This is a genomic window from Streptomyces kryoterrae, from assembly GCF_054072135.1.
In genome coordinates this window covers 5,902,058-5,921,576 of sequence record NZ_CM133358.1, presented here as the reverse complement: position 1 = coordinate 5,921,576, position 19,519 = coordinate 5,902,058, and the positions used below count along the sequence as shown (strand labels likewise).

The following is a 19,519-nucleotide window of genomic DNA, read 5'->3' as shown; positions in this document are numbered from 1 at the left end:
GCAGCCCTGAGGCTTACGCCTCCTTGCTCAGGTTCGGTCCGGCACCGCCGGCCGCCTGCTCGATCGGCGGGACGTCGGGCAGTGCCGACTTCTCCTCACCCCGGAAGGTGAAGGCCGCGGTCTCGCCCTCGCCCTCCGTGTCGACGACCACGATGTGACCGGGGCGCAGCTCACCGAAGAGGATCTTCTCGGAGAGCGTGTCCTCGATCTCACGCTGGATCGTGCGACGCAGCGGGCGGGCGCCCAGGACGGGGTCGTAACCCTTCTTGGACAGCAGCTCCTTGGCGGCCTGGGAGAGCTCGAGGCCCATGTCCCGGTCCTTGAGGCGCTCGTCCACCTTGCCGATCATCAGGTCGACGATCTGGAGGATGTCGGCCTGCGTGAGCTGCGGGAAGACGACCACGTCGTCGACGCGGTTGAGGAACTCGGGGCGGAAGTGCTGCTTGAGCTCGTCCGAGACCTTGTTCTTCATGCGCTCGTAGTTGGACTTCTTGTCACCGGAGGCCGCGAAGCCCAGGTTGAAGCCCTTCGAGATGTCCCGCGTGCCGAGGTTGGTCGTCATGATGATGACCGTGTTCTTGAAGTCCACGACCCGGCCCTGGGAGTCGGTCAGGCGACCGTCCTCCAGGATCTGCAGCAGCGAGTTGAAGATGTCCGGGTGGGCCTTCTCGACCTCGTCGAAGAGGACGACGGAGAACGGCTTGCGGCGGACCTTCTCGGTCAGCTGGCCGCCCTCTTCGTAACCCACGTATCCGGGCGGGGAACCGAAGAGACGCGACACCGTGTGCTTCTCGCTGAACTCCGACATGTCGAGGGAGATCAGCGCGTCCTCGTCACCGAAGAGGAACTCGGCCAGGGCCTTGCTCAGCTCGGTCTTACCGACACCGGACGGGCCGGCGAAGATGAACGAACCACCGGGACGCTTCGGGTCCTTCAGACCGGCACGCGTACGACGGATCGCCTTCGAGAGCGCCTTGACGGCGTCCTTCTGGCCGATGACCCGCTTGTGGAGCTCGTCCTCCATGCGCAGCAGGCGGCTCGACTCCTCCTCGGTCAGCTTGAAGACCGGGATGCCGGTGGCGGTCGCCAGGACCTCGGCGATCAGCTCGCCGTCGACCTCGGCGACGACGTCCATGTCGCCGGCCTTCCACTCCTTCTCCCGCTTGGCCTTCGCGGCGAGGAGCTGCTTCTCCTTGTCACGGAGGGAGGCGGCCTTCTCGAAGTCCTGCGAGTCGATCGCGGACTCCTTGTCCCGGCGCACGCCGGCGATCTTCTCGTCGAACTCGCGCAGGTCCGGCGGAGCGGTCATCCGGCGGATGCGCATCCGGGAACCGGCCTCGTCGATGAGGTCGATCGCCTTGTCGGGCAGGAACCGGTCGGAGATGTACCGGTCGGCGAGCGTCGCCGCCTGCACCAGGGCCTCGTCGGTGATCGAGACGCGGTGGTGCGCCTCGTACCGGTCGCGCAGGCCCTTGAGGATCTCGATCGTGTGGGGGAGGGAAGGCTCCGCCACCTGGATCGGCTGGAAGCGGCGCTCGAGGGCCGCGTCCTTCTCGAGGTGCTTGCGGTACTCGTCGAGCGTGGTCGCACCGATGGTCTGGAGCTCACCACGGGCCAGCATCGGCTTGAGGATGGAGGCCGCGTCGATGGCGCCCTCGGCGGCACCCGCGCCGACGAGCGTGTGCAGCTCGTCGATGAACAGGATGATGTCGCCGCGGGTGCGGATCTCCTTGAGGACCTTCTTCAGGCGCTCCTCGAAGTCACCGCGGTAGCGGGAGCCGGCGACCAGCGCACCGAGGTCCAGGGTGTAGAGGTGCTTGTCCTTGAGGGTCTCGGGCACCTCGCCCTTGACGATGGCCTGGGCGAGACCCTCGACGACGGCGGTCTTGCCGACGCCGGGCTCACCGATGAGGACCGGGTTGTTCTTCGTACGGCGGGACAGCACCTGCATGACCCGCTCGATCTCCTTCTCGCGCCCGATGACCGGGTCGAGCTTGGACTCACGAGCGGCCTGGGTGAGGTTCCGGCCGAACTGGTCGAGGACCAGGGACGTCGAGGGCGTGCCCTCGGCGGGGCCGCCACTGGCGCCGGCGGTCTCCTTGCCCTGGTAGCCGGAGAGCAGCTGGATGACCTGCTGCCGCACCCGGTTGAGATCTGCGCCCAGCTTGACGAGGACCTGGGCGGCGACGCCCTCGCCCTCGCGGATCAGGCCGAGCAGGATGTGCTCCGTGCCGATGTAGTTGTGGCCCAGCTGAAGGGCCTCGCGGAGCGACAGCTCCAGGACCTTCTTGGCACGGGGGGTGAAGGGGATGTGCCCGGACGGGGCCTGCTGACCCTGTCCGATGATCTCCTCCACCTGCTGGCGGACCGCCTCGAGCGAAATCCCGAGGCTCTCCAGGGCCTTAGCGGCGACACCCTCACCCTCGTGGATCAGGCCCAGGAGGATGTGCTCGGTGCCGATGTAGTTGTGGTTGAGCATCCGGGCTTCTTCCTGAGCCAGGACGACAACCCGCCGCGCGCGGTCGGTGAACCTCTCGAACATCGTTAATCGCTCCTCAGAGCGGTCAGGCAGTAAGGGGACGCTCCCCTCCCTGTCCTTCCGCAGCTTAGTCCCGCAAGCGGGGACCGCTCATTCCAACTGCCGACACCGGACCGAGAACCAACACAGCCTCCTGACCCCGTACGCCGACATATGCTCCAACCCGATCGTGCGAGACGATGTTCCCGCAGGCCAGGGAGATACCCTCACTATCAGTACGCCGATGGCGAACGTGAGACGCCCTTTTCTGCGTGTCGCCCCCTCCCACTAGGGATGTCTTACCCGTACGGACCGACACTCCATGCCGGATGCACGGGTTCCCTCCGCTACGGGCGAACAACCTTGCGCCGCCGAACTGCTCTGCGCACCCCCGGATTCGGCACTCTGTGCGCCCGCAAGGGGACCCAGCGTAACTCGCGGCCTCTTCCGGCGGTTGGCTTTGGCATGGTCCCCACGGTCCCCCTTCCTCGTCGCCCTCTTGATACGGGCGACACCTCCAGCGGTCTCATCAGCGACGCCATCAGCGATGTCACCGGTGACGTCCGGCGTTGGTACGAGAACGAACTGGGGTGGGCGACAGTGCCCGGTCCCGGTTTCCCGGACCTTCCGCGACTGGCCGTGGGCCTGTGCTTCGACGTGCTGGAGGTGCCGGCGGAGGCGGGCTTCGCGGCGCTGCGCCACCGGGAGCGGGCGGGAGCGCCGGGTTCTCCGGTGGCCCTGTGCGGGGACCGGATGCTGCTGCTGGTGGCCGCGGGGAGCGCGGACGAGCTGCCGGGGCTGCTGGACTGGCTGGAGTGGGGCGGGCTCACACCGGAGCTGAGGGCGATCGGCGCGGGCGGCCACATCGAGGCGCCCCTGCCGCCCGGGCTTCCCGCGCTGCCCGGAATTCCCGGCGGCGACTTGCCGGGCCGTACAAATCCGCAGGGGGCCGCTGTCTGGCTGCGGCCCCCTGAACCAGGGTGCGGGACGGTGATCCCGCTGCCGACGATGTCGGCCCTGGGGGGCGTCGGACGCGCCCCCGATCTCGTACGGCTGGTGGACACGCTGGCGACGCAATGCCATCGCGTCCGCCTGCGGAGCGCGTGCGCTCAGCCGTTGGCCTTCTCGTAATCCTCACGAATGGTCGCGGGAACACGGCCACGGTCATTGACCTCGTAACCGTTCTCCTTCGCCCAGGCACGGATCTGCGCGGTGTCCTGGCTGCCGCCGGAGGCGACGCGCGCCTTTCCACGCCCACCCGAAGCACGGCCTCCAGTACGGCGGCCGCCCTTGACGTAGGCGTCGAGGAGACCGCGAAGCTTGTCGGCATTGGCAGTCGTGAGGTCGATCTCGTACGTCTTGCCGTCCAACGCGAACGTCACGGTCTCGTCGGCCTCGCCGCCGTCGAGGTCGTCGACAAGAAGGACCTGAACCTTCTGTGCCACCGGATTTCCTTTCATCGATAACTTGGGAGCCGAGGCCGCGGCGTACGCCGCCGATTCGCGTCCCCTGTTATATGCAGTACTGCAGTACATCGGAAAGCAAACCGCTTTTGCCGGAAAAACACAAACCCCCGGGAGAGACCGACCTCCCTTCCATGGGCCGGAAACGTGCGCGTTTCGGACATAGGGAACCTGGGCAGGGCGGCTCAGCGGAATTGCCCGATGCCCGATCACAGATGCAGAAGCATCCGGCTGTTGCCCAAGGTGTTCGGTTTCACTCGTTCGAGACCGAGGAACTCCGCGACGCCCTCGTCATAGGAACGCAGCAGCTCGGCGTAGACATCGGTGTCGACCGGTGTCTCGCCGATCTCCACGAAGCCGTGCTTCCCGAAGAAGTCCACTTCAAAGGTCAGGCAGAAAACGCGACGAACGCCGAGCCAGCGGGCGGTCTGCAGCAACTTCTCCAGCAACTGATGCCCGACACCGGAACCTCTGAGGTCGGGGTTCACGGCAAGAGTGCGGACTTCGGCGAGGTCTTCCCACATCACGTGGAGTGCGCCGCACCCCACGACCTCGGCGTTGTCGTCGCGTTCCGCGACCCAGAACTCCTGGATGTCCTCGTAAAGCGTCACCGTCGCTTTGTCGAGCAGGATACGGCCACGGACGAACGAGTCAAGGAGTCCGCGTACGGCCTGGACATCGCTGGTCCTGGCCCGCCGGACGGTGATGGCTTTCGCTGTGGCTTCTGGACGGATCGCTGACATGAGCGGACGCTATCGCCCGGTGCGGTCCTGGACCGAGGCGGGGTTCTCGTAGGCGGTATGTTCGGCGGCTTCCGCCTGTTCGGCCTGTTCGGCCTGTTCGCTCCGCCGGGGCCGTTCGACCTGTTCCGGCCCTTCGACGATGTGAACGGCATCCCTGAGGGAGAGGCGCTGTTCTTCGCTCATCATGCCGAAGAAGGCGACGAGAGCGGCGGCGGGGTTGTCACTCTGCGACCACGCGTCGTTCATCAGCGCGGCCGAGTAGGCGGCACGGGTGGAGACCGCCTCATATCGATAGGCCCGGCCTTCCGCCTCACGACGGACCCAGCCCTTCTGATGGAGATTGTCCAGAACGGTCATCACCGTGGTGTACGCGATGGACCGTTCCTGCCGAAGGTCTTCCAGGACTTCTCGAACGGTGACCGGGCGGTTCCACTTCCACACCCGCGTCATGACCGCGTCTTCGAGTTCTCCCAATGGGCGAGGCACAAATCAGCACACTAGTGGGAGAAACGGCGAATAACGTGAAGGACGTGCGCGTCAAACGCCGAACACCTACGAAACGGGGCGGTCCTGTCCGGCCTGCGAGGTCCGCTCGGCGCGGGCGATGGCGGCGTCGGCGGCGGCGTCCTCCTTGCCCTTGTTGGCACCGCCCTGACTCTTCACCATCGTCACGATCACAGCGATGAAGAGCGCGGCCATCACTACGGGGGGCACGAGCGCGGAGACGTAGTCCATGGGGTCCAGAGTAGCCAGGCCCGAAGAAAGGCCCGGGCGGGGGCCCGGGCCTTGGCGGTTCCAGCTCTGTCAGCTCTCTCAGGTCTGTCGGGTCCGTCAGGTCTGTCTGTTCAGCCCGCGGCGAGCTGTTGTGGGGGATTCGCGGGCGGGGTCGGCTTGCGGCGCGGGAAGACCTCGCCCGGGGTGGGGACGGGGCGTGCGGGCCTGGGGGCGTCGGGTGCGGGCCGGGGTGCGGGTGCGGGCCGCTCGTGAGGCTGCTTCTCCGCGGGCTTTCCGCCGGGCTTCCCACCCGGCTCCTCGGTGGCGAGACCCCCGGGCAGGGCCAGAAGGCGCGTACGGGAGGCGGGCACCGTGGGTGCGGCCGGCGTGCGGCCGGCCACCCTGGCGCCCAGCCGGGCCCGTACGTCCCGCTCGGCGTGACGCAGGCAGCGGTCCAGGAGGGCGGCGGCGACCGGGTTCCCCCGCAGGGCCCGGAGGGCGGCGAGGTCGTCCGGGCTCGGGCGGTACCCGGCGCCCAGCGCCTCCTCCAGGAGCGTGAGGAAGCCGGCGGCGGTGCCGGGCAGGGCGGCGCGGTAGCGGGCGAGGTCGGCCACGAGGAAGGCCCGCAGCCTGACCCCCTCGTGCGCCGCCTCGTCGACGGACTCGGCGAGCCGGAGACAGTCCTGGACGTCCTCTGCGGAGGCGGGACCGGGGTGGAGGGCGAGGGCGAGAGCGCGACGGAGCACACGCAGCTCCTCCGCACCGAACGCCATGCCGCCGCGAGATCCGAATGGCGTGGGCATGCGGCGACGATACGCGCTAATCAGACAAATTCGACATTACGGAGAGGCGTGGCGCGTGTTTTCAGCCCGTCCGGCGTTTGAGGGGGCTCACATACGGGACACGTTCCGCTCGTACACCAGTCGCAGCCCGATCAGCGTCAGCCACGGCTCGTGCTCGTCGATCACCGACGCCTCGCCCAGCACCATCGGCGCCAGCCCACCCGTCGCGATCACCGTCACCTCGTCCGGATCCGCCGCCAGCTCCTTCGCCATCCGCGTCACCACACCGTCCACCTGACCGGCGAACCCGTAGATGATGCCCGCCTGCATCGCCTCGACCGTGTTCTTGCCGATCACCGCCCGGGGCCGCGCCACCTCGATCTTCCGGAGCTGCGCCCCCTTGACGCCCAGCGCCTCGACCGAGATCTCGATCCCGGGCGCGATCACCCCGCCGACGTACTCCCCGCGCGCGGACACCGCGTCGAACGTGGTCGCCGTACCGAAGTCGACGACGATCGCGGGACCCCCGTAGAGCTCGACGGCGGCGACCGCGTTGATGATGCGGTCCGCGCCGACCTCCTTCGGGTTGTCGGTGAGGATCGGTACGCCCGTCTTCACGCCGGGTTCGACCAGCACCGCCGGCACATCGCCGTAGTACCGCCGCGTCACCTCGCGCAGCTCGTGCAGCACCGACGGCACGGTCGCGCAGATGGCGATGCCGTCGATGCCGTCGCCCAGCTCGTCACCGAGGAGCGGGTGCATGCCCATGAGGCCCTGGAGGAGGACCGCGAGCTCGTCGGCGGTGCGGCGCGCGTCCGTGGAGATGCGCCAGTGCTCGACGATCTCGTCGCCGTCGAAGAGCCCGAGGACGGTGTGCGTGTTTCCCACGTCGATGGTCAGCAGCATGGCCGTGTACCTACTCCGCCGCTCGCAGGTCGAGACCGATGTCGAGGATCGGCGAGGAGTGGGTGAGGGCGCCGACCGCCAGGTAGTCGACGCCGGTGTCGGCGTATTCCTTGGCGTTCTTCAGGATGAGCCGGCCCGAGACCTCCAGCACGGCGCGGCCGTCGACGACCGCGACGGCCTCGTCGCACTCGCCGGGGGTGAAGTTGTCCAGGAGGATCAGGTCGGCGCCCGCGTCGACGACCTCGCGCAGCTGGTGCAGCGTGTCGACCTCGACCTCGATCGGTACGTCCGGGAAGGCGTCCCGGACGGCCTTGAAGGCCTGGGCGACGCCGCCGGCGGCCACCACGTGGTTGTCCTTGACGAGCGCCGCGTCCGACAGGGACATGCGGTGGTTGACGCCGCCGCCGCAGCGGACCGCGTACTTCTCCAGGGAGCGCAGGCCGGGAGTCGTCTTGCGGGTGTCACGCACGCGTGCCTTGGTGCCCTCCAGGACGTCCGCCCACGCGCGCGTGGCGGTCGCGATGCCGGACAGGCGGCACAGGAGGTTGAGGGCGCTGCGCTCGGCCGTCAGGAGGTCACGGGTGCGGGTCGTGACACTGAGCAGCTTCTGGCCGGCCTCGACGCGGTCGCCGTCCTCGACGTGCCGCTCGACCTCGAACTCGTCGGTGCAGACCACGGAGACGACCGCCTCGGCGATCCGCAGGCCGGCGACGACGCCGCCCTCACGGGCGGTGAAGTCGGCGGTGGCGCGGGCCTCCTCGGAGATGGTCGCGACGGTCGTCACGTCCACGCCGTGGTCCAGGTCCTCCTGGATGGCGACGTTGGCGATGTCCTCGACCTCCAGGGGGTCGAGGCCTGCGTCGGCGAGGAGAGCGGCGAGCGCGGGGTCGAGGCCGCACTCCATGTACACCTCGTCCGCCGTGTCGGAGGCAGCGCCACAGGCGCAGCCGTCGCCGCAGCCGCCGCTCTGGGCGAGGGAAAGGTCGGGGGTGCTCACTTCTGTCACTGCTCCTGGGGAGGGTGCTCCGGCTGATGATGCCGGGTCGGGGGGAAGTCTGCGGTGTCGGTGGTGTGTACGGCCAGCGTCCGGTCGGGATTCAGCCGTACGACGATGTGGCGGTGCCAGGTCGTGTCGTCGCGCTCGGCGTGGTCCTCGCGCCAGTGGCAGCCGCGGGTCTCCTCGCGCATACGGGCGGCGGCGACCAGGACGCGGGCCACGCACAGGAGGTTGGTGGTCTCCCAGGTGTCGACGCCGGGCTCGGCGGTCTTGCCGTTCTCGTCGAGGGCGTCACGGGCCTCGGTGTGCAGCTTCTGGATGGCCGCGGCGGCGGTGTCCAGGGAGGCGGCGGAGCGCAGCACTCCCGCGCCCTCGGTCATGACGCGCTGGATCGCGAAGCGGGCCTCGGGGGCGAGCAGCGGGTGCGCGGGCTTCTCGGGGTGCGGCACGGGTACGGGCACGCGTGCGTGGAGGCCGTTTCCGGTGTGGGCCGCGGTGATGTCGGCGACGATGCGCTCGGCGTAGACCAGGCCCTCCAGGAGGGAGTTGGAGGCGAGCCGGTTGGCGCCGTGGACGCCGGTGCAGGCGACCTCTCCGCACGCGTACAGGCCGGGGACGGTCGTGCGGCCCCGGGAGTCGGTGCGGACTCCGCCGGAGGCGTAGTGGGCGGCCGGGGCGACCGGGACGGGCTCGGTGACCGGGTCGATGCCGTGGGCGCGGCAGGCGGCGAGGATCGTCGGGAAGCGGTGCTCCCACATGTGGGCGCCGAAGTGCCGGGCGTCCAGGAACATGTGTTCGGCGCCCTGTTCCTGCATGCGGCGCATGATGCCCTTGGCGACGATGTCCCGGGGCGCGAGTTCGCCGAGTTCGTGCTGGCCGGTCATGAAGCGCACGCCGCCGGCGTCGACGAGGTGGGCGCCCTCACCGCGTACCGCCTCGGAGACGAGCGGCTGCTGGCCCTCGGCGTCGGCCCCCAGGAAGAGCACCGTGGGGTGGAACTGGACGAACTCCAGGTCGCTGACCTCGGCTCCCGCGCGCAGGGCGAGGGCTACGCCGTCGCCGGTCGACACGGACGGGTTGGTGGTCGCGGAGAAGACCTGGCCCATGCCGCCGGTGGCGAGGACGACCGCGGGCGCGTGGACGGCGCCCACGCCGTCGTGCTGGCCCTCTCCCATGACGTGCAGGGTCACGCCCGCCGTACGGCCGTCGGCGTCCGTCAGGAGGTCCAGGACGAGCGCGTTCTCGACCGTACGCAGTCCCCGCGCGCGGACGGCCTCGACGAGCGCGCGGGAGATCTCCGCGCCGGTCGCGTCGCCGCCCGCGTGCGCTATCCGGCGGCGGTGGTGGCCGCCCTCGCGGGTCAGTTCCAGCCCGCCTTCGGAGGACTCGTCGAAGTGGGCACCGGTCTCGATGAGCCGCCGTACGGCGTCCGGTCCCTCCGTGACGAGGATCCGTACGGCCCCCTCGTCACACAGGCCCGCGCCTGCCACCAGGGTGTCGTCCAGGTGTTGTTCGGGGGTGTCGCCCTCCCCCAGGGCCGCCGCGATGCCGCCCTGGGCCCAGCGGGTGGAGCCGTCGTCGAGGCGGGCCTTGGTGACGACGACCGTCCTCAGCCCGGCCGCGTCGCAGCGCAGGGCCGCGGTGAGCCCGGCGACACCGGAGCCGACGACCACGACGTCCGCGGTCAGGGCCCAGCCGGGGGCGGGGGCGTGCAGCCGTATACCGGTGGAGGTGCCGGCGCGCCGGCCGACGGTGGGGCCTGTGGTGCTCACAAGGCGGCTCCGGGGGTTCCGAAAATGAGAGGGATGTTGTCGATCAGCCGGGTCGTCCCGACCTTGGCTGCGACGGCGAGGACGGCTTCGCCCGTGAAGTCGTCCGGGATCTCGGTGAAGTCGGCGGGGTCGACCAGGGCGAGGTAGTCGAGGACCAGCGGGGGCCGGAGGCGGGCCGCGTCGTCCAGGAGGAGGCGGGCGGCGGCCCGGACGGCGGCGGGAGCACCTCCCGGGACCTTCGCGACGGCGTGCGCGTCGGCGGCGGCGCGGGATTCGCCGAGCGCGCTGAGGGCCTGGGCACGCGCGTGCGTGGCGGGCACCTCGCGGGCCCGCGCGCGCAGCGCCTCCTGGGCGGCGTGCCGGTCGCCGCCGGCGAACAGTGCCTGGGAGAGGGCCAGCGCCGTACGCCGTTCCTCCGGGGACAGGTAGCGGTTGCGGCTGGACAGGGCCAGGCCGTCGGCTTCGCGCACGGTCGGGACGCCGACGATCTCCACGCCGAAGTTCAGGTCGCGGACCATCCGGCGGATCATCGCGAGCTGCTGGGCGTCCTTCTGCCCGAAGAAGGCCACGTCGGGCCGGGTGAGGTGGAGCAGCTTCGCGACGACGGTGAGCACGCCGTCGAAGTGCCCGGGCCGCGTGGCCCCTTCCAGCCGCTCCCCCATGGGACCCGCGCTGATCCGCACCTGGGGTTCGCCGCCCGGGTAGACCTCGTCCACGGAGGGGGCGAACACGGCGTCCGCGCCCGCCTGTTCGGCGAGTCGGACGTCGGCGTCGAGAGTGCGCGGGTAGCGGTCGAGGTCCTCGCCCTTGCCGAACTGGAGGGGGTTCACGAAGACGGTGACGGTCACGAAGCCCTTGGGGCCCACGTGTTCGCGGGCGGCCCGGATCAGGGTGGCGTGGCCCTCGTGGAGGGCGCCCATGGTCATCACGACGGCGTTGTGTCCCGGCACACCGATGTGCGCGTGGGCGTCCGCCAGATCGTCGGTGTCGAACAGAAGTCCCCAGAATCGGCTGCTCATCGCTCTCCCCCGTCACTGTTCGGGCTTTCGGGGCTCGCGGGCGGGTTCGTGCCCTCCGCGAGCACCCCGAGGAGGTCCTCGGCCAGCTCCGGCTTCAGCAGGCCGTGCGCGAGCGCGCGGTCGGCGGTCGCGCGGGCCATCGCCAGATAGCCGGCGACGCTCTGCGGGGAGTGTCTGCGCAGCTCCGCGACATGGGCGGCGACGGTGCCCGCGTCCCCGCGCGCGACGGGCCCGGTGAGGGCCGCGTCCCCGGAGCGCAGCGCGTTGTCCAGGGCGGCGCCCAGCAGCGGGCCGAGCATCCGGTGGGGGGATTCGACGCCGGCCGCGCGCAGCAGGTCCATGGACTCGGCGACCAGGGTCACCAGGTGGTTGGCGCCCAGGGCGAGGGCCGCGTGGTAGAGCGGGCGGCTCTCCTCGGCGATCCACTCGGGCTCGCCGCCCATCTCGATGACGAGGGCTTCGGCGGCCAGCCGCAGCTCGGGGCGCGCGGTGACCCCGAAGGAGCACCCGGCGAGCCGCTGGACGTCCACAGGGGTGCCGGTGAACGTCATGGCGGGGTGCAGGGCCAGCGGCAGCGCGCCGGCCCGCAGGGCGGGGTCCAGGACCTTCACGCCGTACCGCCCTGAGGTGTGCACGAGCAGCTGTCCCGGGCGTACCGCGCCGGTCTCGGCGAGGCCCTCCACGAGGCCGGGCAGGGCGTCGTCCGGGACGGTCAGCAGGACCAGGTCGGCGCGCTCCATGACCTGGGCGGGCGACACGACGGGCACGTCCGGGAGCAGCTGCGCGGCTCTGCGGACGGAGGCGTCGGAAACCGCGGAGACGGCCACCGGGCGGTGCCCGGCGAGTCGCAGGGACGCGGCCAGCGCGGGGCCCACCCGTCCGGCACCGACCACGCCCACGGTGAGCCGCGCGGGGCGGTCCCTGGGGTCTGGCTGTTGGAATGTACTCACTCGACGACGGCCTTCCCGTTCCAGTCCGCTCGGGGTACCGGACGATGTACCGGACGATTTCTCGTCATGTTAACGCGATCGGTCCGGGAGGCGTCCGGTTGTCCACAGGCTGTGGGCGACGGCACGCTCTTCGTGCACGGCCGACGGAAATCCGCGTGACCGCCCGATCCCGCGCGCGAGATGATCCCGGGCATGAGCGATACGGCGAATGACGACGGGCGACCGGGCGCGGAACCCGGCCCGGAACAGGGCGCGGAGCAGGGCGGGAAGGAACGGCGGCTGCGGCGCCGGGCCGCGCTCCGGGGCGCCGAACGGGTGCTGGCGCGCCCGGGGTTCCTGGGGACGATCGGAGAGCGGCTGGCGCTGCTCGACGAGGCGCGGGAGTCGTACGACCTGGACGAACCGTCCGACATCTACGGCGGCGGGATCGTCGAGACCCTGGAGGAGCGGGTCGCCGGACTGCTCGGCAAGGAGGCCGCCGCCTTCTTCCCGACCGGCACGATGGCCCAGCAGGTGGCCCTGCGCTGCTGGGCGGGCCGCACCGGCAACCCGGCCGTCGCCCTGCACGCGCTCGCCCACCCCGAGGTGCACGAACGGAACGCGTTCAGCACGCTCGGCGGACTGCGCCCGCTGCGGGTGACGGGCGAGCCCCGGCTGCCGACGGCCGACGAGGTGCGCGACTTCGACGAGCCCTTCGGGACGCTGATGCTGGAACTGCCCCTCAGGGACGCCGGTTTCGTGCTGCCCACCTGGGAGGAACTGTCCGAGGTGGTGGCGGCGGCGCGGGAACGCGACGCGGTGGTGCACTTCGACGGGGCCCGCCTGTGGGAGTCCACCACCCATTTCGGCCGCTCCCTGGACGAGATCGCGGGCCTCGCGGACAGCGTCTACGTGTCGCTCTACAAATCCCTCGACGGTTACGGCGGTGCCGTCCTGGCCGGCCCGCGGACCCTCGTCGAGGAGTCGAAGGCCTGGCGGCACCGCTACGGCGGCGCGGTCTTCCAGCAGTTCCCGACCGTTCTGTCGGCCCTCGTCGGCCTGGACCGCGAGCTGCCCCGCCTCGCGGAGTACGTGGCCCACGCGCGCGTGGTCGCCGCCGCGCTGCGCGAGGGCTTCGCGGCGGCCGGGGTGCCGTGGATGCGCGTCCACCCGGAGGTGCCGCACACCAACGAGTTCCAGGTCTGGCTGCCGTACGACCACGAGGCCGCCGCGGAGGCCGCGGTCCGGCAGGGCGAGGAGACGAAGGCCCTCCTGTTCGCCGACGCGTGGGAACGCGGCGGCCCGGGCCTCGCGTTCACCGAGGTGTCCGTCCGTGCGGCCGGCCTGGAGTGGACGGCGGAGGACGTGAAGGCGGCGGTGACGGAGTTCGTGGGGCGGCTGTAGCCCGGCCGGGCAGCGACTTCCCGGAGGGCGTCCTCAGGTGACCGGCGGACCGGCCGGTGACGAACGGTCGCCCGACGCCGAACAGGCGGTCAGCCGGCCCCGCCGGCCCGCACGAGCCCCGTCTCGTACGCGAGGACGACCACCTGCACCCGGTCCCGCAGCCCCAGCTTGGTCAGGATGCGGCCCACGTGGGTCTTCACGGTCGCCTCCGACAGCACCAGCCGGGCCGCGATCTCGCCGTTCGACAGTCCCTGGGCGACGAGGATCATGACCTCGCGCTCACGGCCGGTGAGCCGCTCCAGTTCCTTGTGCTGGGGCTGATTGCCGGTGGACGGCAGCATGGGCGCGAAGCGGTCGAGGAGCCGCCGGGTCGTCGAGGGTGCCACGACCGCGTCGCCGCTGTGCACGGAGCGGATCGCGGTGAGGAGTTCGCCGGGCGGCACGTCCTTCAGCATGAAGCCGGAGGCGCCCGCCTTCAGCCCGGAGAAGGCGTACTCGTCGAGGTCGAAGGTGGTCAGGATCAGCACCTTGGGCGGGTCCTCGCCCTGGCAGATGCGCCGGGTGGTCTCGACCCCGTCGAGCTTCGGCATGCGTACGTCCATCAGCACCACGTCGACCTCGGTCTCCCGGAGCACCTGGAGAGCCTCGACGCCGTCGCCCGCCTCCGCCACGACGTCCATGTCCGGCTGGGCGTCGAGCACCATCCGGAACCCGGTGCGCAGCAGCACCTGGTCGTCGACGAGCATCACACGGATGTGCATGGCGGGGTCCTCCGGTCGGTACGTGTCGAACATCAATGCGTTGATCGAACGTGCACGTGTCAGTGGGCGGGTTTGAGCGGCAGCAGGGCGCTGATGCGGAAGCCGCCGCCCGGGCGTGGGCCCGCGTCCAGGGTGCCGCCCACCATGCCGACACGCTCGCGCATGCCGATCAGGCCGTGGCCCTGTCCGTCGGCGCCGCCGTCCTCGTAGTGCTCGTGCGGGGCGCCCTTGCCGTCGTCCTCGACGAGCAGGCCGAGACCGTCGTCGAAGTAGACCAGACGCACGCTCGCTCCGGTGTTCGGGCCGCCGTGCTTGCGGGTGTTGGTGAGCGCCTCCTGCACGATGCGGTACGCCGTCAGCTCCACGCCGCTGGGCAGCGGGCGCGGGGTGCCCTCGATCTTGTAGTCGACGGGCAGGCCCGAGGTACGGCACTGCTCGATCAGCTCGTCGAGCTGCTCGACGTCGGGCTGCGGAACGTACTCGCAGCCCTCCTGGTGCTCGCCGGTGCGCAGGACGCCGAGCAGGCGGCGCATCTCGGCGAGGGCCTGGCGGCCGGTGCCGGAGATGGTCTCCAGGGCCTTCTTCGCCTGTTCGGGGGCGGTGTCGAGGACGTAGGCGGCGCCGTCGGCCTGGACCACCATCACGGAGACGTTGTGCGCGACGACGTCGTGCAGCTCGCGGGCGATCCTGGCGCGCTCGGCGGCGACCGCGACCTTGGCCTGTGCCTCGCGCTCCCGCTCCAGGCGGGCGGCGCGCTCCTCCAGCTGGGCGAAGTAGGCGCGGCGGGTGCGCAACGAGTCACCGAGCACCCAGGCGAGGGCGAACGGCACCGCCAGGAAGACCATCAGGGCGAGATTGCCCGCGGTGCTCGACTCCTTCTCCGGCCAGCGCAGCTGCGCGAGCGGGGACGCGCACAGACCGCCGATCAGCGCGAAGCGCGAGGCCCAGGGGGGCCCGCTCACCGCCACCGTGTAGACGATCACCAGCATGGCGAAGTTCGCCGGCATCGGCTCGACGTCCAGAGCCAGCTGCGCCAGCCCGACCGCGGCGGCCAGCACGAGCATCCGCTCGGGCATGCGCCGGCGCAGCGCGATCACCAGACACAGCAGAAGCGTCAGGACGGCGACCACCGCCGGCGGCCTGGCACCCGGATTCTCGTTCTGGACGGCTCCACTCAGCATGGAGATCCCGAACAGGAAGACGGCCCAGAAGCCGTCCACCCATGCCGGGTGTCTGCGGAGGAAGTCATAGACGCGTTGCACGTAACCCAGCGTAGGGATGCGTTGTGCGTGCCGGGGTCAACCGGAGGGTCGATCCGCAACGGCCCGGCGTACTCCGCAAGGTGGAGACCCGCTCCCCTGGGCGGCGGGGGTCCAGGCCCTAGCCTGACCCCGTGGCAGGAGAGACAGCGGGCACGCCGGCGGGCCGGACAGCGGGCGAGTGGCGTGGCTGGCGTGCGGCGACCCAGGAGGCGCTGTACGGCGAACAGGGGTTCTACCGCCGCCCCGAGGGACCCGCCGGGCACTTCCGTACGTCCGTCCACGCTTCGCCGCTCTTCGCCGGTGCTGTGGCGCGGCTGCTGTGCCGGGTCGACGAGGCGCTGGGCCGCCCCGCGTCGCTCGGCTTCGTCGACATGGGCGCCGGCCGGGGCGAACTCGTCACCGGTGTCCTCGCGGCCCTGCCCCCGGAGGTGGCCGCACGCGCGCGTGGGTACGCCGTCGAGCTGGCCGACCGCCCCGCGGACCTCGATCACCGCGTCGAGTGGCTGACCGAGCCCCCCGGCGGCCTCACCGGCCTGCTGTTCGCCAACGAGTGGCTGGACAACGTCCCCGTGGAGGTGGCGGAGGTCGACCCGGCGGGCGTGCCGCGCCTGGTTCTCGTACGGCCGGACGGGACCGAGCGGCTCGGGGAGCCGGTCACCGGCGCGGACGCGCAGTGGCTGGCGCGGTGGTGGCCACTGCCGCCGGAGCCGGGGCTGCGGGCCGAGATCGGGCTCCCCAGGGACACCGCCTGGGCCGCCGCCAGAGCCACTGTCGACCGGGGGCTGGCCGTCGCCGTCGACTACGCGCACCCGGCCGGCGCCCGGCCGCCCTTCGGGACGCTCACCGGTTTCCGGGCCGGCCGCGAGGCAGCGCCCGTGCCGGACGGCTCGTGCGACCTCACCGCCCACGTGGCACTGGACGCCTGCGCGGGGCCGGGAGCACGCCTGCTGACCCAGCGGGAGGCCCTGCACGCCCTCGGGGTGGCCGGCGGGCGCCCTGCGCTGTCCCTGGCGTCCACGGACCCCGCCGCGTACGTACGGGCCCTGGCGGGCGCCGGAGAGGCCGCCGAGCTGACGGCGACGGGCGGCCTCGGGGACTTCGGGTGGCTGGTGGAGCCGACGGGAATTCCCGGCCCGCTCCTGTGACCTGCTTGTTCTACTTGTTCTACTTGTTCTACTTGTTCTACTTGTCGATGTCTCCGACCACGAAGAACAGCGACCCCAGGATCGCCACCATGTCCGCGACCAGTGTCCCGGGCAGCAGCACCGCCAGCGCCTGGATGTTGTTGTAGGAGGCCGAGCGCAGCTTCAGCCGGTACGGGGTCTTCTCGCCCTTGCTGACGAGGTAGTAGCCGTTGATGCCGAGGGGGTTCTCGGTCCACGCGTACGTGTGCCCCTCGGGCGCCTTGAGGACCTTCGGCAGGCGCTGGTTGATCGGGCCGGGCGGCAGTTCCACGAGGCGGTCGAGACAGGCGTCGGCCAGGTCGAGCGCGTTGTGGGTCTGCTCCAGGAGGCACTCGAAGCGGGCGAGACAGTCACCCTCCTGCCGGGTGACCACCTTCAGGGTGTCCTGGAGCTCGCCGTACGCCAGATACGGCTCGTCCCGGCGCAGGTCGAAGTCGACGCCCGAGGCGCGCGCGATCGGCCCGCTCACTCCGTACGCGTGCACGGCCTCCGGCGGCAGGACGCCCACGCCGCGCGTGCGCCCCCGGAAGATGTCGTTGCCGAGCACCAGGTCGTCGAACCGGTCCATACGGGAGCGCAGTGACGAGACGACGGCACGCGCGCGTGTGGTCCACCCCGCCGGGAGGTCCTCCTTGAGGCCCCCCACGCGGTTGAACATGTAGTGCATGCGCCCGCCGGAGAGCTCCTCCATGACGTGCTGGAGTTCCTCGCGCTCGGTGAAGGCGTAGAAGATCGGTGTGATCCCGCCCAGCTCCAGCGGATACGAGCCCAGGAACATCAGGTGGTTCAGTACCCGGTTCAGCTCCGCGAGCAGCGTGCGCGTCCACACCGCGCGCGTGGGGACCTCCATACCGAGCATCCGCTCCACGGCGAGGACCACGCCCAGCTCGTTGGAGAACGCCGATAGCCAGTCGTGACGGTTGGCCAGCATGATGATCTGACGGTAGTCACGCGCCTCGAAGAGCTTCTCCGCACCACGGTGCATATAGCCGATCACCGGCTCCGCGTGCTGGATCCGCTCACCGTCGAGCACCAGCCGCAGCCGCAGCACGCCGTGCGTGGACGGGTGCTGGGGCCCGATGTTGAGCACCATGTCGGTGCTCTCCGCGGCGCCGCCGATACCGACGACGGTCTCCGTGGGCTCGGTTCGATGCGTCGCGGGGCTCATGGACACAGTCTGTCGTACGTACGCTTGCGGTATGGAGACGGGGAGCCCGGAAACCGCGGGCGAAACGCGAGGCGAAGGGCACGACGAGGGACACGGCGAACCGGTGTGGACCGGGCTGCCGCGGGACCTGCTGCGGATGCGCCGGCTGCTGCTGGTGGTCTGGCTGGTGCCGCTGACCCTCGGTGCGGGGCTGCTGCCCGGCCTGCTCGCCGGGCCCGCCTGGGCGGCCCTCGCACTGCTGCCGCTGGTCCTGCTGCCGTGGGGCTGGCGGATGCTGGGCCGCAACTGGGCCTCCTGGCGGTACGCCGAGCGCGCCGACGACCTGCTGATCAGCAGGGGTGTGCTGTGGCGCGAGGAGACGATCGTGCCGTACGGGCGGATGCAGCTGGTCGAGGTGACATCGGGGCCTGTGGCACGGCACTTCGGGCTGGCGAGCGTGCAGTTGCACACGGCCGCCGCCGCGACCGACGCGCTCATCCCGGGCCTCGAACCGGCGGAGGCGGAACGGCTGCGGGACCGGCTCACCGAGCTCGGCCAGGCCCGATCGGCGGGGCTGTGACGACCCCCGGCACCGAGACGGACATACCCGCCCAGGACGGCAGACAGCCGGTCGTCGAGCAGCGGCTGCATCCCGTCACACCGCTCAGGCGCGCGTGGGCACCGGTCGCCGTACTCATCGGGTGGGCCGTGCACGACCCCAACCAGGCGCAGCGGCAACTGACCCGGCTGACGACCACGACCCTGCTGCTCGGCCTGGCCGTGTGCCTCGTCGGAGGCGCCCTGTACGGCTTTCTGACCTGGTGGTTCACCCACTTCGCGGTGACCGACAACGAACTGCGCATCCGTACCGGCCTGTTGTTCCGGCGCACCGCGCACATCCGGCTCGAACGCATCCAGGCCGTCGACATCACCCAGCCGCTGCTGGCCCGGGTCGCGGGCGTCGCCAAGCTCAAGCTCGACGTCGTGGGGACGGACAAGAAGGACGAGCTGGCCTACCTGGGCGAGGGGCACGCGCGTGCCCTGCGGGCCGAACTCCTCGCCCGCGCAGCCGGGTTCGCGCCCGAGACCGCGCACGAGGTGGGCGAGGCGCCGGCCCGGCAGCTGTTGCACATCCCCGCGCGCGTGCTCGCCGTCTCCCTGGTGCTGACCGGGGCGACCTGGGGAGCGCTGGCCGCCGCACTGGTCGTACCGCCGATCCTCTGGTTCGCCACCCACAGCCTGTGGACAGTGCTCGCGACGGGCGTCCCGCTGCTCGGCGCGGCGGGCGCGAGCAGCGTGGGCCGGTTCGTCGCCGAGTACGACTGGACGGTCGGCGAGTCCCCGGACGGGCTGCGCATCGACCACGGCCTCCTGGACCGCACCCACGAGACGGTGCCGCCGGGGCGCGTGCAGACCGTCCGGATCGTGGAGCCGCTGCTGTGGCGGCGGCGCGGGTGGGTCCGGGTGGAGCTGGACGTGGCGGGCTCGTCGAACTCGGTGCTGGTGCCGGTGGCTCCGCGTGAGATCGCGGAGGCGGTGATAGGGCAGGTGCTGCCCGGGGTGACGGTGCCCGCGTCGCTGTCGCGTCCGCCGCGCCGGGCGGGCTGGTGCCTGCCGTTCTGGTGGCGGGGCTACGGCATCGCCGTCACCGACAGCGTCTTCGTCTCCCGGCACGGACTGCTGCGCCGCAGCCTGGCCCTGGTCCCGCACGCCAAGGTCCAGAGCGTACGGCTGGAGCAGGGGCCCTGGGCGCGCTTCAAGGGCCTCGCGGACGTCCATGTGGACACGGGGGCCAACAAGACGGTCACAGCCGGTCTACGGGACGCCCAGGAGGCCGCGGAGCTGCTGCGGGGGCAGGCGGAGCGCTCCCGGACGGGTCGTCGGGACGCGCGACCGGACCGGTGGATGGCGTAGGCGA

The 19,519-nt window shown here is 71.1% G+C and carries 19 protein-coding genes; 5 read left to right on the top strand and 14 right to left on the bottom strand.

All coding sequences use genetic code 11. The features are described 5' to 3' along the window. Positions 1–13: 13 nt before the first annotated feature. Entirely contained in the window at positions 14–2,542 is a 2,529-nt protein-coding gene (locus tag ACW4TU_RS26145) for an ATP-dependent Clp protease ATP-binding subunit (RefSeq protein WP_457417212.1), read from the bottom strand. Between the two features lie 441 nt (positions 2,543–2,983). Here ACW4TU_RS26145 and ACW4TU_RS26140 point away from each other — a divergent pair, with 441 nt between their 5' ends. Continuing rightward, entirely contained in the window at positions 2,984–3,649 is a 666-nt protein-coding gene (locus ACW4TU_RS26140) for an SCO3374 family protein (protein ID WP_457417211.1), read from the top strand. Here ACW4TU_RS26140 and ACW4TU_RS26135 read toward each other — a convergent pair. The 10 genes from ACW4TU_RS26135 to ACW4TU_RS26090 all read right to left on the bottom strand — a co-directional run bounded on the left by ACW4TU_RS26135 (position 3,628) and on the right by ACW4TU_RS26090 (position 11,864). Then, positions 3,628–3,963 (bottom strand): histone-like nucleoid-structuring protein Lsr2, encoded by a 336-nt coding sequence (locus ACW4TU_RS26135; RefSeq protein WP_457417210.1) that lies wholly within the window; start codon positions 3,961–3,963, stop codon positions 3,628–3,630. The genes ACW4TU_RS26140 and ACW4TU_RS26135 overlap by 22 nt on opposite strands. A gap of 227 nt (positions 3,964–4,190) precedes the next feature. Next, positions 4,191–4,724, bottom strand: a complete 534-nt coding sequence (locus ACW4TU_RS26130; protein WP_164321957.1) for an amino-acid N-acetyltransferase — start codon at positions 4,722–4,724, stop codon at positions 4,191–4,193. Between the two features lie 9 nt (positions 4,725–4,733). Then, positions 4,734–5,174, bottom strand: coding sequence for a BlaI/MecI/CopY family transcriptional regulator (locus ACW4TU_RS26125; RefSeq protein WP_457417209.1), 441 nt, complete (start codon positions 5,172–5,174; stop codon positions 4,734–4,736). 102 nt (positions 5,175–5,276) lie between these two features. Next, positions 5,277–5,459, bottom strand: a complete 183-nt coding sequence (locus ACW4TU_RS26120; RefSeq protein WP_457417208.1) for a hypothetical protein — start codon at positions 5,457–5,459, stop codon at positions 5,277–5,279. A 110-nt stretch (positions 5,460–5,569) separates the two neighbouring features. Continuing rightward, a complete protein-coding gene (locus ACW4TU_RS26115) occupies positions 5,570–6,211 on the bottom strand; it encodes a hypothetical protein (RefSeq protein ID WP_457430303.1) in 642 nt (213 codons plus the stop codon). 117 nt (positions 6,212–6,328) lie between these two features. After that, entirely contained in the window at positions 6,329–7,126 is a 798-nt protein-coding gene (locus tag ACW4TU_RS26110) for a type III pantothenate kinase (RefSeq protein WP_329275403.1), read from the bottom strand. A 10-nt stretch (positions 7,127–7,136) separates the two neighbouring features. Further along, positions 7,137–8,123, bottom strand: a complete 987-nt coding sequence (gene nadC, locus ACW4TU_RS26105; protein ID WP_457417207.1) for a carboxylating nicotinate-nucleotide diphosphorylase — start codon at positions 8,121–8,123, stop codon at positions 7,137–7,139. 5 nt (positions 8,124–8,128) lie between these two features. Then, entirely contained in the window at positions 8,129–9,895 is a 1,767-nt protein-coding gene (locus tag ACW4TU_RS26100) for an L-aspartate oxidase (protein WP_457417206.1), read from the bottom strand. After that, on the bottom strand, positions 9,892–10,914 hold the full coding sequence (gene panC / locus ACW4TU_RS26095; RefSeq protein WP_457417205.1) for a pantoate--beta-alanine ligase: 1,023 nt from the start codon (positions 10,912–10,914) through the stop codon (positions 9,892–9,894). Before panC ends, ACW4TU_RS26100 begins: the two co-directional genes overlap by 4 nt. Continuing rightward, positions 10,911–11,864 (bottom strand): Rossmann-like and DUF2520 domain-containing protein, encoded by a 954-nt coding sequence (locus tag ACW4TU_RS26090; protein WP_457417204.1) that lies wholly within the window; start codon positions 11,862–11,864, stop codon positions 10,911–10,913. The genes panC and ACW4TU_RS26090 overlap by 4 nt, the downstream gene beginning before the upstream one ends. Positions 11,865–12,056: 192 nt before the next feature. Here ACW4TU_RS26090 and ACW4TU_RS26085 point away from each other — a divergent pair, with 192 nt between their 5' ends. After that, positions 12,057–13,247: a threonine aldolase family protein gene (locus ACW4TU_RS26085; RefSeq protein WP_457417203.1), complete on the top strand. Its 1,191-nt coding sequence runs from the start codon at positions 12,057–12,059 to the stop codon at positions 13,245–13,247. A gap of 89 nt (positions 13,248–13,336) precedes the next feature. On the opposite strand, the gene ACW4TU_RS26080 is transcribed toward ACW4TU_RS26085, so the two are convergent. Then, the gene (locus tag ACW4TU_RS26080) at positions 13,337–14,008 is read right to left on the bottom strand and encodes a response regulator transcription factor (protein ID WP_457417202.1); all 672 of its coding nucleotides are present in this window, start codon (positions 14,006–14,008) and stop codon (positions 13,337–13,339) included. A 59-nt stretch (positions 14,009–14,067) separates the two neighbouring features. Then, entirely contained in the window at positions 14,068–15,270 is a 1,203-nt protein-coding gene (locus ACW4TU_RS26075) for a sensor histidine kinase (protein WP_457417201.1), read from the bottom strand. A 131-nt stretch (positions 15,271–15,401) separates the two neighbouring features. Between ACW4TU_RS26075 and ACW4TU_RS26070 the strand changes: the two genes are divergently transcribed. Next, positions 15,402–16,415: an SAM-dependent methyltransferase gene (locus ACW4TU_RS26070; protein ID WP_457417200.1), complete on the top strand. Its 1,014-nt coding sequence runs from the start codon at positions 15,402–15,404 to the stop codon at positions 16,413–16,415. A 37-nt stretch (positions 16,416–16,452) separates the two neighbouring features. Here ACW4TU_RS26070 and ACW4TU_RS26065 read toward each other — a convergent pair whose 3' ends face one another. Then, positions 16,453–17,622 (bottom strand): NADH-quinone oxidoreductase subunit D, encoded by a 1,170-nt coding sequence (locus ACW4TU_RS26065; protein WP_457417199.1) that lies wholly within the window; start codon positions 17,620–17,622, stop codon positions 16,453–16,455. Between the two features lie 31 nt (positions 17,623–17,653). Here ACW4TU_RS26065 and ACW4TU_RS26060 point away from each other — a divergent pair, with 31 nt between their 5' ends. Further along, positions 17,654–18,181 (top strand): PH domain-containing protein, encoded by a 528-nt coding sequence (locus tag ACW4TU_RS26060; protein WP_457417198.1) that lies wholly within the window; start codon positions 17,654–17,656, stop codon positions 18,179–18,181. Then, positions 18,178–19,515, top strand: coding sequence for a PH domain-containing protein (locus ACW4TU_RS26055; RefSeq protein ID WP_457417197.1), 1,338 nt, complete (start codon positions 18,178–18,180; stop codon positions 19,513–19,515). Before ACW4TU_RS26060 ends, ACW4TU_RS26055 begins: the two co-directional genes overlap by 4 nt. Positions 19,516–19,519: the final 4 nt, after the last annotated feature.

Bases quoted from the DNA above. Each gene is read 5' to 3' on its own strand.
- ACW4TU_RS26125 (WP_457417209.1), bottom strand. From the start codon at position 5,174: ATGACGCGGGTGTGGAAGTGGAACCGCCCGGTCACCGTTCGAGAAGTC.
- ACW4TU_RS26085 (WP_457417203.1), top strand. From the start codon at position 12,057: ATGAGCGATACGGCGAATGACGACGGGCGACCGGGCGCGGAACCCGGC.
- ACW4TU_RS26110 (WP_329275403.1), bottom strand. From the start codon at position 7,126: ATGCTGCTGACCATCGACGTGGGAAACACGCACACCGTCCTCGGGCTC.
- ACW4TU_RS26115 (WP_457430303.1), bottom strand. From the start codon at position 6,211: ATGGCGTTCGGTGCGGAGGAGCTGCGTGTGCTCCGTCGCGCTCTCGCC.
- ACW4TU_RS26140 (WP_457417211.1), top strand. From the start codon at position 2,984: ATGGTCCCCACGGTCCCCCTTCCTCGTCGCCCTCTTGATACGGGCGAC.
- ACW4TU_RS26120 (WP_457417208.1), bottom strand. From the start codon at position 5,459: ATGGACTACGTCTCCGCGCTCGTGCCCCCCGTAGTGATGGCCGCGCTC.
- ACW4TU_RS26080 (WP_457417202.1), bottom strand. From the start codon at position 14,008: ATGCACATCCGTGTGATGCTCGTCGACGACCAGGTGCTGCTGCGCACC.
- ACW4TU_RS26145 (WP_457417212.1), bottom strand. From the start codon at position 2,542: ATGTTCGAGAGGTTCACCGACCGCGCGCGGCGGGTTGTCGTCCTGGCT.
- ACW4TU_RS26130 (WP_164321957.1), bottom strand. From the start codon at position 4,724: ATGTCAGCGATCCGTCCAGAAGCCACAGCGAAAGCCATCACCGTCCGG.
- ACW4TU_RS26060 (WP_457417198.1), top strand. From the start codon at position 17,654: ATGGAGACGGGGAGCCCGGAAACCGCGGGCGAAACGCGAGGCGAAGGG.
- ACW4TU_RS26065 (WP_457417199.1), bottom strand. From the start codon at position 17,622: ATGAGCCCCGCGACGCATCGAACCGAGCCCACGGAGACCGTCGTCGGT.
- panC (WP_457417205.1), bottom strand. From the start codon at position 10,914: ATGAGCAGCCGATTCTGGGGACTTCTGTTCGACACCGACGATCTGGCG.